The following is a 12,323-nucleotide window of genomic DNA, read 5'->3' as shown; positions in this document are numbered from 1 at the left end:
GTTGGCCTGACTAGCGCTGCGCTGCTTGCGTGCACTAGTCCTCACCCGCTTGGAGGTTTGGCCCACGCTCGCTGTGCTCGCTTAGTGCCAAACCAGAACCTACATACCTCTTGCTGAAATTCAGACACGCCCGTGACCGGGCGCGATGCGGCGTCTAAGGTGGGCGTCGTGATGACGCTCCACGTGCTGCACGCCGGGGACGGCTACAGCTACCTGACTCGTCAGGTAGCTACCGCCGACCGGCTGCGCGAACGCGGCCAGGAGCTCACCGACTACTACACCGCCAACGGCACCCCGCCGGGCCGCTGGCACGGCGCCGGTCTGGAGGCGTTGTCTCAGATCAGCCCGGTGTCCGGCACGGTCTCCGAGGCGCAGATGAAGGCCCTGTTTGGCGAGGGCCGGCACCCGAATACCGACGCCATGCTCGAGGCCGGTGCCGATCTGAAAGACACGGCGCTGGGTCGGAAGTTCCCCGAGTTCCGCAATGAGATCCCCCTCGTGGAGGACTACAACGCCACACTCCGGGAGATGGCGGGCGAGGGCCATACGATCGACAAGGACGTCACGGCGGACCTGTGGCGCACGCTGGCCGATAAGCACTACCGCGACAAGTTCGGTCACCAGCCGGCCACCGAGCGTGAGCTGCTGTCGTGGGCCGCTGCGCAGCGCAGCAACGTGCGTCAGCCGGTCGCCGGTATGGACTTGGTGTTCACTCCGCAGAAGTCGGTCAGCGCACTATGGGCGCTCGCCGACACCGATACTCGGCAGGCGATCGAGCGGATTCACCGCGAGTGCGTGAACGACTCCCTGGCGTGGATTGAACGCGAGGCAGCGTTCACTCGTCGGGGCGATCGCAGTGAGCAGCAGATCGACACCCACGGGCTCATCGTGGCGCAGTTCGACCACTACGACACCCGTGCCGGCGACCCGAATCTGCACACGCATTGCGCGGTGTCGAACAAGGTGCTGGGCGCCGACGGACGGTGGTCAGCGCTCGATGGAGCCTCGCTGCATAAGCACGCGGTGGCGGCCTCGTCGCGGTACAACGCCGCCATCGTGGACCGTCTTCGCCGCGAGCTGGGCGTGCAGTTCGAGGCCCGTTACCCGAGCCGCAACAAGCAGCCGGTGTGGGAGATCGCGGGCGTCGACCAGGCGCTGTGCCGGGCGTTCTCCTCGAGGCGTCAGATGATCGAGGCCCGCCGGGACGAGCTGCTCGCCGAGTACCGCGACAAGCACGGCCGCGCCCCGACACAGGCAGTTCAGTTCGCACTGTTGCAGCAAGCCACCCTCGACACCCGCGAGGGCAAGCAGGAAGCCCGATCGCTGGCCGAGCTTCAGTCGACGTGGCGCCGGCTGGCGGCCCGTCACCTCGGGTCCGAGCAGGCCGTCGATCAGATGATTGCCGCCGCGCTGAACCCCGGCGCACAGGCGGAGAACACCGGCGCCGAAGTCCGTGAGCTCGAGGCCGTCGACGCCGAGGCCGCCCGCGCTATCGAGGCCGTCTCCGATACCCGCGTCACGTGGACCCATGCCCATGTCCGGGCCGCGGTCGAGGCCCAACTGACCGACGTCGAGTTCGACTCCCCCGCCGCCCGGGCGGCCACCGTCGATGAGGTAGTGACTCACGCGATGCGCCGGGACTCGCTCGCCCTGGCCACCCCCGAGATCATCGAGACGCCGACAGTACTGCGCCGGGAATCGGACGGTCTCAGTGTGCTGGACCGTCACGGCGAACTGCTCCACACCTCGGAGGCGATGCTCGCCGCGGAGCGCGATGTCGTCGATGCCGCGCGCACCCCGGTGCCGCTGTTCACCACCGGTGAGCATCTGAACGAGACGATCACCGCGCTCGAGTCGGACAGTGGTCGGACCCTGAACCCCGGGCAGCGGGCCCTGGCCGAGCACTTCTGTCTGTCGGGCCAACTCGTCGCCGCCGGAGTAGGCCCGGCCGGCACCGGCAAGACCACTTCGATGCAGGCCGTGGCGAAGGCGTGGCAAGCCACGGGCCGTCAGGTCATCGCCCTGGCACCGTCGGCGGTGGCTGCCGAAACTCTCGGCGAGGAGATCGGTGTTAAGGCGTACACCGTGGCCTCGCTGACCTATCGGTGGCGCGGAAAGCTGTCCTATATGGGCATCGGGGCCCGCACTGCTGAGGACCTTCCGGTCACCATCAGACCGGGTGCGATGTTGCTGCTCGATGAGGCGGCGATGGCCTCCACCAAGGACGTTGCAGCGCTGGTGGAGATCGCCCGCGACCGGGGTGCCGTGGTGCGGATGATTGGGGATCCCGCGCAGCTCGACGCCGTCGAATCCGGCGGGCTCATGCGGCTGGTCGCCTCCGAGACCAACGCCCCCGAGCTGACCGATGTGGTGCGCTTCGGCGACGACACCGCCCAAGCCGCTGCCTCGATCGCCATCCGCTCAGGCGAGGCGTCCGCACTGGACTTTCACGCGAGCAAGGGCTGGATTCACGGCGGCGGGCGAGACGAGATGATCCCGGCCGTGGTGGACGATCACTTCGCCGATGTCGAGGCCGGCCGCGATGGCATCGTGCTGGCCTCCACCACCGAAATAGTGCGGGAGCTCAACACCCAGATCCAGAATCGTCACCGTGACAGTGGGGCCGCTAAGACCCGGCGCATCGTCGATCTGGCCGACGAGCTCACCGCCGGCCGCGGCGACATCGTTGTGACTCGGTCCAACAATGGCTCGCTGCGCACCAAGGGCGGCACCCGCCCCGGTTCGCGGGTGCAAAACGGTGATCGGTGGCGGGTGGAGAAGGTCGGCAAAGACGGTTCGCTGACCGTGCGTCACCTGCGCCACCGCGGCCGGGTCACGCTCGACGCGCAGTACGTCGCCGAGTGCACCGAGCTGGGTTACGCGAGCACGATTCACCGCGCCCAGGGCATCACCGTCGACGTGGCCCGCACGGTCGTCGACGAGTCGACCAACCGTCGCGGCCTGTACGTCGCCCTGACCCGCGGCCGTCACGAGAACCACGCCTACGCGGTGACCGAGGCGCCGCTCGATCTGGACACGGAGGCCCCGCACCTGGACCCCGAGGTCGACGACCGACTTACCACTTCCCGCGGGGTGCTCGAGGCTGCGTTGGACCGCGACGAGGGCCACACCACCGCCACCGAGCAACTGCGCGAGGCCCTGGCCGCCGCCGACGACCCCGACCGGATGGCCGACCGCTACAACGCCGCCCGCAGCCACCTCATCGGCGACTACTCGCAGCACCTACTCGACGGTCTTCCCGTCGCGCTGACCACGCAGTTGCGCGACGACCCTCAACTCGTCGCCCTGTGGCGCACCACCTGCCAGCGCCACCTCGACGCCGGCCACGATCTCACCGAAGCCATCACCGACGCTCGTGACCGCCTGCTCGAGGCGATCGACGCCGAACCGGACCTGCCCGACTACCTACCCGAGAACACCCGCCGAGCCATTGAGCGCGATCCGCAGGCTATGGCGCTGATCCACCAGGCGATGAACGACTACATCGCCGACGGGATCGACCGCACCGACGCACTCGAAGCCGCCGTGGACGACCTCATGGACGCCCAGCCCCACCGCGCCGCTGCCCCAGACGCCCATTCGCCGACTGAGCCGAGTCCGGAAGACGACCCCCAGACCGCCCCGGCCGCCGAGAAGCCGAAGGACGCCGCCCTGCCCGCTAACGGCCGCGACCTCATCGCCGCCATCGACGACTACTTCGCCGACCCGGCCGACAAGGAGAACGCCGAGGCCACGGCCAACGCGCAGCCCGCGGCCGACAAGGAGAACGCCGAGGCCACGGCCAACGCGCAGCCCGCGGCCGAGCAAGGCGCCGAGCCTGAACAGGCGGAGGAATCGCCTGCTCCACTCGGCCCGCTCCCGCCGCGCCACCCCGGCATGAACACCGAGCTTGCCGACTATGCCGCCGCCGTCCTGGTCGAGCACGATCGACTCCTCCACGGGTCCGCGGAGGAGCCCGCCGACCCGGACGCGGCGGACCCGTTCACCGCCTCCCCCGCGCACGACGCGGAACAGGCTCGCCGGGGTCTATTCGCTGGCGACCCGTTTGCGGCCCGTGGCTTTGATGTCGCGGACCCGTTCAGTTCGCGTCCGGGCGATGTTGAGGCGGACCGGGACGAGCCCGTTCGGCACGAAACCCCTGCGCCCGGCCATGAGCCGGCGCAGGGGCCCGAGCTGTGATGTCGCCCTACAGGATGGGCGAGAGATCGCATTGCACCTCGCGATCCGCGGGGACCTCCTCGCCCGACCGCGCTATAGCTCGACGTCCGACTCCACCTCGGGGGAAGTCGAGGCGAGTTCGGGGGCGATGCTGGTCTCCGCGGTGGCGGTCGCCGTTGCGTTGGCGAGACTGGCGGCCAGGTCGGCCCCGGTAGTCATGTCCAGCTCGCCACCGATGGCCGGATCGGTCTCGAGTCCTTCCCATACCTGCGACAGCGCGGTGGTCACCCGCTCCATGACTTCGTCGCCGTCGATCAGCTCAGTCACCGTTGCGGCGGTGACCAGCGTCGAGGTCGCCCACAGAACTGTCATCTCCTGCCGGGGATCAGCTTGTGTGGCCTGCTCCGCGGAAGCGCGCTCTGCCTCGAGGCGGCGTTGCTCCTGGAGCAGGGCGTGGCCGTCGTAGTCGGCAGGCTCCCACCGGGGCCAGATGTCGGCAGCGGCGGTGTCGAAGCCCCGGCGGGCGAACTCGTCAGCGACGATTTGGCGCCGTTCGTCTCGCCACTGGTCGGAGGCGTCGGGGCGATCGGCCCAGGCCGTCTCCCGCAGTAGTCGGGCGATAGGTACGGTGCGCAGCTCGGCAGCGGTCAGGTAGTGGGTGCGCTCCCGAAATCTGCCGTTGCGGCCGGCGACGCGGCTGGCCCGGGCGAGCATCGACATGTGCTGCTGGCGGTTGTAGCTGTTCATCGGGGGTTCTCCATCGGATCGGAGCGCAGTAGCTCGGAGGGCTCATGGTGTGTTCGGCAGGACAGCATCGGTGATTCGGGGCCGAGTAGGACCTTCATGTGGTGATCGCCGACCGTGCGCAGGAAAATCTCGTCGGCTCGCATGGGATCGGTCACCGCCAGATACTCGTAGCTTCGCCACATCGCCCGGACACGGAACAGCACGCCCTCGTGCGCCCACCACCGGCCGCACCAGGCGTTGGCCTGCGAGCGGTCTTGGACCTGGTAGGCCAGGCGCAGGTAGTCGTCGAAGAAGTCGTAGACCGTCGGATGCCGCGGATTCGATGGAACTCCCAGGTCTTCGACGGCGTACCGTTTGGCGGCCCGCTGCGCCGCTCGGCGCAGGGCGGGCCCCAACCCCGGATGCTCGGCGTAGTCAGCGACGGAGGCGGCGGCCAGGCTCTTCATCTGGGACTGCAACGGTTCGGGCGTTGCGGCCCGCACGAGATCAGTCCACAGGGACACTGGTCTCTCCCTTCTCCAGGCGGTCGAGCAGATCGCGGGTGGTGGGTGAAAAGTCCTGCTTGGCGGCGGGGATCATTCGCGCCAGCATCGGCCGACGGCCCTTGGCGATGACGATCATTTGCCACTTCTGCAAGTTCTGGATCTCGTCGACGGACAGGATCGGTTTGTCCGAGCCCACCTGCTGAGAACTCGAACCGCTCCCGTTGGCGGAGTACGACAACGACCGCTCGACTTCGCGGTAGTTGCCGACCTGGGTGGAGACCATCTGCGCGAACTCCGGTTCGGTCTGTCCTGGCCCGATGACCTTGATCGCCACGAGGGCGTACAGCTTGCGCATCCCAACCGGCCCCCACATCTCCTCGCCCTGGGCGTAGGTCTGGAGAAAGATGTCGAACAGAATGCCGCGGGAGCCGTAGGTGGACAGCGCCTCCGGCAGGTTTGGCCACCGCACGACGTTGGCGATCTCATCGAGCACCATCAGCACCGGGATCGGGAGCCGGTCTCTCTCGAACTGGGAGGCCCGCTTCTTCAACGCCTCGCTGATCAGGATGGCCAGCACCGTCGAGATGGGGCGAGCGACCGGATTGTCCTCCTCGGTGAGCATGTACAGCGTTGCGCGATCGTCGTGGGCCAGGTCGGTGACGTCGAGGCGGCGCCGGTGGCCGTGGGGCGTGAGCCACTCACGTACCTCGGCCAGCCCCAGGCACGCGATGCAGTTCTTCGCGGCCGAGAACACGCCGTCACGTGTGCGAGGGGTCAGGGAGTACTTGGCGTTCAGATCTTCGTGTTGCGCCTCGTAGTTGCTTTCTCGTAGCAGGGTCAGGGGTTCGCCGGCCCCCGGAGCCGATACCCACTTGTACACGTCGGTGATCGGCTTGTTGCCCAGAGCGGCGGCCAGGAACAGTGCGGTCAGTAGGTCGCGGGCCTGCTGGTAGAAGAATGCGTTTTCGCCGGCATCGCCGGAGACCGCGGAGCGGGAAGTGGTGGCGCCCTCGAAGATCTCGGCCAGGCGTAGCGCCGAACCGTCCCAGTATCGAGCGGCTCGGACGAAGTCGAGCGGGTCGAAGTAGAACCCGCCGTCGGAGCCGGCGCCGGGGGCCAGCCCCTGAGGGTCGAATACCCACACCTCGCCGATGTGCTCGCGCAGGCGAATCGTCTCGTCGATGAGGTCACGCTTGCAGCTCGTGGCCACCACCAGCCCCGGCGCGTTCCAGATCTCCGGAATGGCCTTGCTGGTGGTCTTGCCCTCCCGCGGCGCCCACAGGTTCAGCACGTTGTCTTCGGTGCCCGACATCAGCACTTGCCCGGTGGCCCACTCCCGGCCCAGATAGGCGCCGTACCAGCCGCAATCGGGCAGATTGTTGCTGATGTGCTCGTGCCTGCGTGCTCGCGGCGAGAGCGTCGCGATGTCGCTGGTTGAGGCCATCTGTCGGGTCGCGTGGGCGATCCGTGACTTGGTGCCGCCGGTACGACGCAACTCCCACCGCCTGCGGGCGACGATGATCGTCACGGCGACCGCCACCACGACCACCCATTCGCCCACGAGGATTGCGGTGGCCGCGCCCGTCCACTCCACCGAGTCCCGGGCGAGGACTTCGATCGCACCGACCGTCGGGAACGGGCTCGGTGGCTCGGCCAGGCCGAGTTTGACCGCTGCCCGGTGAGCCGCCCACACCGAGAGATTGATGGCGACGAAGCCAGCCAGGACGATCAACAGCACGACGTGCTCAGGACGGAACAGTCCGATACGGGTGTTCCTCGGGTTGTCTCTGCCTGCCATGATGTGTCCCTACCTCGCCTGCTCGAACCGGTACTGGGCCGCTTTCCAGGTGGGGCCGTCGCGGACCATGTCCACCTGCACCGTCATCTCCGGAAGCGGGGTCGTGCTGCCGTCGCGGTGCTGGACCACTTGGCGCAGGATCAGCGTCACCGGTCCCTTGTCGTCGTTCGGGCCCATCGGGCTGCCGACGATCTCGACGGCGCCGACTACGACGTCGGCCGAGGCGGCCCACGCATCCCACTGCCGCGGCAGGGGCTCGTCGGCGGGTCGTTGGGCTGCGGCCTGCGCCAACGGTCCCGTCAGGACATCCGACGCTGCGTGCAGCGCCTCCCAGGGGCCGGACTGTTCGGCAGGTCGCCAGGTGAAGATCTGCCGGATTGCGGCGGTCGCGGCGCCGTCCGCCGACTCGGTCGGTTCGGGGTGGGGGTGATGGGCGTCTGTGCCCGGTTCGTCGGCGCCGCCGCGCAACATGACCACCAGCAGTGCCGCCAGCGCGCACGCCACCACTACACCTGCGGCGATCACGACGCCGACGATCAGCGATCGTCGTCGCTCTACCCTCATGGCCACTGCTCCTTCACTCTGCTCCGGCGAACTTCGCCGCTTCCTCGGGCACTATCACCACGTACCTCTGTGTTTCGGCGTACGGCGGTACGCCGCCGTACTGCTGCACAGCGCCGGGGCCCGCGTTGTAGCCGGCGAGCATCAACTCCTGCGGGTCACCCTTGAGTGCTCCCGAGGCGATGCCTTCGCGCTGGCCTTCGGCGATCTCGCACAAGTAGCGGGCGGCGGCCATCGTGGCGTCCGCCGGGTCAGACGGGGAGCCCGAACCGGGTGGACCGGCCACCTGCCCGTTCTCGTCGACCTTCGCGCCCTTGGCCGCCCACGTGCCGGGCATGAACTGCCCGTAGCCCTGAGCGCCGGCGGTCGAGACCGCCGTGGCCTGGAAGCCGGCTGATTCGTGGTACAGCAGGCCGGCCAGCAGCGGAGAGTCGACCTCACGGCACACCTGCCCCCCGAGGCTGATCCATTTTCGCAGCTCGTCGGGGATCTGACCGGCGTTGAGTGAGCGCCCGTGGTCGCCGACGCCGGACGGATCGCACGCACCGGTCGACGGCCCCACGCCGGGACCGGTGCCCTCCGGAGCGGGCCCGTACCGCTGGCCCGGTCCGGCTGCTCCTCCACCGGTCACGATCACGTGCACGTGGTCGAAGTGGTTCTGGGTAGGGTCGCCCCGATCCTCCATCTGGCTCGGCTGCCCCTCGGAGGGGATGTACTGCTGCCGCCAGATCAGGTACTCGATGTTGAGCGCGTCCCGGTTGCGGAAGAGGTAGTCGGTGATCTCGTCACCGAGCCGTTTGCCCTCCCCGGTGTCATAGCCAGGAATCATGATGTCCACCGCGCGGCCCGACGGGTGGTCCGGGAACGCGTCGACCGGGCGCCACCCCCCGATCGCTTCCACTTCCGGGAACTTCTGAGCAACTGATCGAGCCACCCGCACGGCGTCGACCTGGAGTTTGTCTTCGCTGGCGATGACCGGGGAGGGCGGAAGCTCACCGCCGGCAGAGCGACGGTCCCGGAGCCGGTCCCTGCTCGGAGCCGGAGAGGGGGCGGACTCGCCCGGGTTGGTGGCCTTGTCGATCCACGGTCCGGGATCGACGTCGCGGCCTCCGTAGCGGCCCCCCACCCAGATCTCGAAGTGCAGGTGAGCGCCGGTGGACTGGCCCTCGTTACCCACTCCGGCGATATGTTGGCCGGCCTTGACCTGGTCGCCGGCGCGCACCTTGATGTCACCGGCCTGCATGTGTCCGTACACCGTGGAGAACATGCCGTCTGGTCCCTCGTGGTCGATGACCACCCAGTTACCGAACCCGGAGGCGGGCCCGGACTCGGTCACCACGCCGTCTGCGAAGGCGTAGATGGGCGTGTGCAGATCGGCAGCCATGTCCGTGCCCCGGTGGTCGGGGCGATCGGGCGAGCGGTAGCCCGATGAGATCTGGTGCGTGCCCTCCTTCATCGGTTTGGAGTAGTGGCCGTCGGGCACGCCACCGGCGACGCTGCTTCCCCCGCCGACCGGGCGGCAGGCATCGTCCTCGATGAACGAGGACACGATGATGGTCAGCCCGAAGGCGATCGCGAGCAGGATGACCGTCACCGTCGCCAGGCCCTTGATCTTCACGACCCCTCGAGCTCCCGCAGCCGGGCCGTCAGATGGGCGTTCGCCGCCCGAAGACGGCGGATCTCACCCCAGGTGGGGCGGGGCATGCGCTGCTGATCCTCGGCCCAGCTGAGCACCGTCGAGGTCGCCACACCGAAATCGCGGCCAGCGGTCGCGGCCGCGGCCGTCAGGGTCGACGAGGCGTCGAAGTACCCGACGAAGCGGTCCACGACCTCACGCTTGAACTCGGGGCTGTAACCGCCCACCGGGCTAGGCATGAACCATGCCCCCCACCTGCGCCGACGTGCGTTTCCACTCGTCCTCGAACGCGGCGTTGGTGTCGTGCAGTCGCCACTGCTTCTCCAGCGGAGAGATGTCGGTGCGGAACGGGATGCCCGGTGAGGTGCTCTTGCTGGCCTTAATCATGAAGCAGCCACGCCCCGGAGGTACCGGAGCCTCCGCCGCCCGGCCCCGGGCAGGGGCCGCGCCCTTGGACCACGAGGTGATCTCGGCGATTTCCCGCTCTGTGAAGGGCAGCTTGCCGCCCAGCAGCCACAGCTCGTCGGCTGGCAGTCCGCCGCAGATCACCGCACCGGCCCGGTCGATGAACCCCATTGCGCGATTGCGGTCCGCCTCTGTCGGCAGGGTCTCCAGATCCTTCGAGCCGTGCGTGACCAGGTACACCGCCATGCCCAGTGTTCTCAGCAGACGCATCAGACCGTCTACGTGCTTGGTCAGTCCCGGCGCAGCGGCCAGCGTGCCCCACAGCTCGTCGAGGGTGTAGGCGAACAGCTTGCGCTTGCGCAGGCCGGCATCGGCGAGGATTTTCGACGCCGTCACCGCGCCTGCCGCCGATGACCAACACGCCATGATGACGGCGGCCTTCACGGTCTCGTCGTTGTCGTCGAGCGCGGAGACGTCGATCACCACCGCCGGGGAGTCGACGTCGATCTTGGTCGTGGTCTGCCCTGAGAAGATCTCCCCCGTCACGCCGTGCTGCATCGCGTACAGGCTCCGCAGGAGGGGCCGGACGGTGGCCTGATACTCCTCGGGCGTCGACGCCACGGTCACTTCGTGGAGTTGCTCGGACCCGGTCTGGAGCGTCTCGATCAGATCCGTCAGTTCCGGCGGATGCACCCAGCGGCTCTGCCCGCTCGGGCCAGGAGAGGCGTAAAGGTCGTCGAGCGCCACGGCCACAGCTGCGGACTCGTAGTCGGCCATCCGGTCCTGCCGCGCGATCGAGACCAGCGTCTCGATCATGCGTCGCTGGCCCGCGGCGACTTCCTTCTTCGCCCGATGGAGCAACTGCTCCAGCGTGCGCAGTCTCTCGTGGTCGGCCGGGGTCTGCTCGGCGTGGGCGTCAATGGCCTCTTGTAGTACCGGCACCACCGATCCCAGAGCGCCGGCATCGAGAGGGTTGATGAGATCCAGCCCGTGCCCGATCCGGATGACCTGGCCGTCGATGGCCCGTGCCAGCGGCACGTACTCACCCTTGAGGTCGTTCGGCACGATCGGCACGTGCCCCTGGGCCGCGTGCCCGAGCAGAATCTGTCGTACTAGCGAGGACTTCCCCAGGCCGGGTACGGACATCAGGAACGCCGATGGGGTCGACAGCAGATTCTGCTCAAGCCAGCTCAGGCAGTCGAAGCCAAGGTCCTTCCCGTCGAGCAGGTTGCGCCCGATCGGCGGGCCGATCATGGGAGATGGTGACCCTACCGAGTTGGGGTTCCAGCCAGCGGCATAGTTGGTGGCCATCATGAACTCGTTCGGCGGCGTCACAGATCGCACCAGGCCCGAGCCGAGGCCGGCGGCGAAAGGGGCGCGGAATCCCCGGGCTCCGGCCCGAGGCCACGCGTCCTCGCCGACCACCGGGGCCACGCCCTGTCGGGCCAGTGCCTCGTGCTTGATCCGCCTGACTTCGTCCGGGTTGGCCTTTTGCCACCGTGCCAACGCCCGCCCCCGGCGGGTCCACGGCCACGGGTACTTCTCTTGGCCGTCGAGGATTGCCTGAAAAAGGTGTGCGTAGTCCGTGGTGGGGTCTTCTGGTCCGAGCATGCTCATCGCGGCAACTCCGTATCAATCGTCGCGTGCTGGAACCCCGCCACACCCAGGCCCAGGTTGGCGGCCAGCATCACTCCCTGGCGGCCGGACTCGTGGCGCACTCGAAGACGAGTGCGCGGCCGTAGTGCCTGGAGGAACAGGTGGGCGATCTCGTGCCCGCCGGCCACTGTCACCGTCGACCACACCCGCCCCCCATCAGCGGCTTCGATGGCACTGACCGAGTCCGGGTCGACAAACGGGCGCATCCACCGCGTTCTCCAGATGTGGCCTCCGGCGTCCCACTCGGCCAGCACCTCGGACAAGTCTGCGCTGGCTTCGGCGCCGCTGGCCGGGTCCGAGCACGACACCGTGAAGCTGATGCACTCCACGCTCCCCACCTGGACACTGCGCGCGGACTCGTGCCAGGTCAGCTCCGTCAGGTCGGGGATCGTTCGCACGGCCGCGGCCAGCAGGTGCCCGCACCGTCCAGCCACGTCACTTTCTCGAGCGGGCCGCGCAGGCAGGCCGGCTAGTGCGGCAGCGTCATATAGGGCCGGTGCGTCGACCGCGACGATGGAGGCCAGTTCCGTGAGGTCTTTGCGTTCGGCCTTGGTCTGCGCCGAGAACAGTCCACCCAGCAGCGGCGGAGCCGACGTCGTGCTGTCGCACGCGAAGCTGACTCGCAGTCGGTCGAGTCCTGCCACCTGGCGAGTCCAGGCGCTGATCCGGTCCGGCTCCACCACCCCAGACCCATCGACCAGGTTCGCTACCGCGAGCTGGTGACGCTTGGCGTCGGTCATGTGTGCCTGTGGGAATCCGCGGGCGTCGACGGTCTCGCTGACACTGAGGTCGCGCAGAGGAAGGCTGGTCCCCCGGATCCACCTGATGACGGTCTTGAGATTCAGGCTCAGCATCG

Annotated in this window: 9 protein-coding genes; 1 reads left to right on the top strand and 8 read right to left on the bottom strand. The window is 68.3% G+C overall.

Features of this window, described 5'->3' with window-relative positions; translation table 11 throughout:
- Positions 1-171: 171 nt before the first annotated feature.
- Complete coding sequence (gene mobF / locus OPF83_RS15100) at positions 172-4,200, top strand: MobF family relaxase (RefSeq protein ID WP_264888412.1); 4,029 nt, start codon at positions 172-174, stop codon at positions 4,198-4,200.
- A gap of 72 nt (positions 4,201-4,272) precedes the next feature.
- Here mobF and OPF83_RS15095 read toward each other — a convergent pair whose 3' ends face one another.
- The 8 genes from OPF83_RS15095 to OPF83_RS15060 are packed head-to-tail and all read right to left on the bottom strand — an operon-like array spanning position 4,273 to position 12,321.
- Positions 4,273-4,926 carry a hypothetical protein gene (locus tag OPF83_RS15095; protein WP_264888411.1) on the bottom strand — a complete coding sequence of 218 codons (654 nt, stop codon included), beginning with the start codon at positions 4,924-4,926 and terminating at the stop codon, positions 4,273-4,275.
- Positions 4,923-5,429 (bottom strand): DUF4913 domain-containing protein, encoded by a 507-nt coding sequence (locus OPF83_RS15090; RefSeq protein WP_119192500.1) that lies wholly within the window; start codon positions 5,427-5,429, stop codon positions 4,923-4,925. The genes OPF83_RS15095 and OPF83_RS15090 overlap by 4 nt, the downstream gene beginning before the upstream one ends.
- Positions 5,413-7,209, bottom strand: a complete 1,797-nt coding sequence (locus OPF83_RS15085; RefSeq protein ID WP_119192499.1) for a type IV secretory system conjugative DNA transfer family protein — start codon at positions 7,207-7,209, stop codon at positions 5,413-5,415. The genes OPF83_RS15090 and OPF83_RS15085 overlap by 17 nt, the downstream gene beginning before the upstream one ends.
- A 9-nt stretch (positions 7,210-7,218) precedes the next feature.
- Positions 7,219-7,773 (bottom strand): hypothetical protein, encoded by a 555-nt coding sequence (locus OPF83_RS15080; RefSeq protein WP_119192498.1) that lies wholly within the window; start codon positions 7,771-7,773, stop codon positions 7,219-7,221.
- Positions 7,774-7,786: 13 nt separating this feature from the next.
- Entirely contained in the window at positions 7,787-9,388 is a 1,602-nt protein-coding gene (locus OPF83_RS15075; RefSeq protein WP_264888409.1) for a peptidoglycan DD-metalloendopeptidase family protein, read from the bottom strand.
- Complete coding sequence (locus OPF83_RS15070) at positions 9,385-9,645, bottom strand: hypothetical protein (RefSeq protein WP_146776272.1); 261 nt, start codon at positions 9,643-9,645, stop codon at positions 9,385-9,387. Before OPF83_RS15070 ends, OPF83_RS15075 begins: the two co-directional genes overlap by 4 nt.
- Positions 9,638-11,428 (bottom strand): ATP-binding protein, encoded by a 1,791-nt coding sequence (locus OPF83_RS15065; RefSeq protein WP_264888405.1) that lies wholly within the window; start codon positions 11,426-11,428, stop codon positions 9,638-9,640. Before OPF83_RS15065 ends, OPF83_RS15070 begins: the two co-directional genes overlap by 8 nt.
- On the bottom strand, positions 11,425-12,321 hold the full coding sequence (locus tag OPF83_RS15060; RefSeq protein ID WP_264888403.1) for a hypothetical protein: 897 nt from the start codon (positions 12,319-12,321) through the stop codon (positions 11,425-11,427). Before OPF83_RS15060 ends, OPF83_RS15065 begins: the two co-directional genes overlap by 4 nt.
- Positions 12,322-12,323: the final 2 nt, after the last annotated feature.

It is taken from the genome of Dietzia sp. NCCP-2495, assembly GCF_026011735.1.
Taxonomy (GTDB): domain Bacteria; phylum Actinomycetota; class Actinomycetes; order Mycobacteriales; family Mycobacteriaceae; genus Dietzia.
Note: the sequence above shows the minus strand (reverse complement) of the source record. Positions and strands in the feature narration are given on the sequence as shown.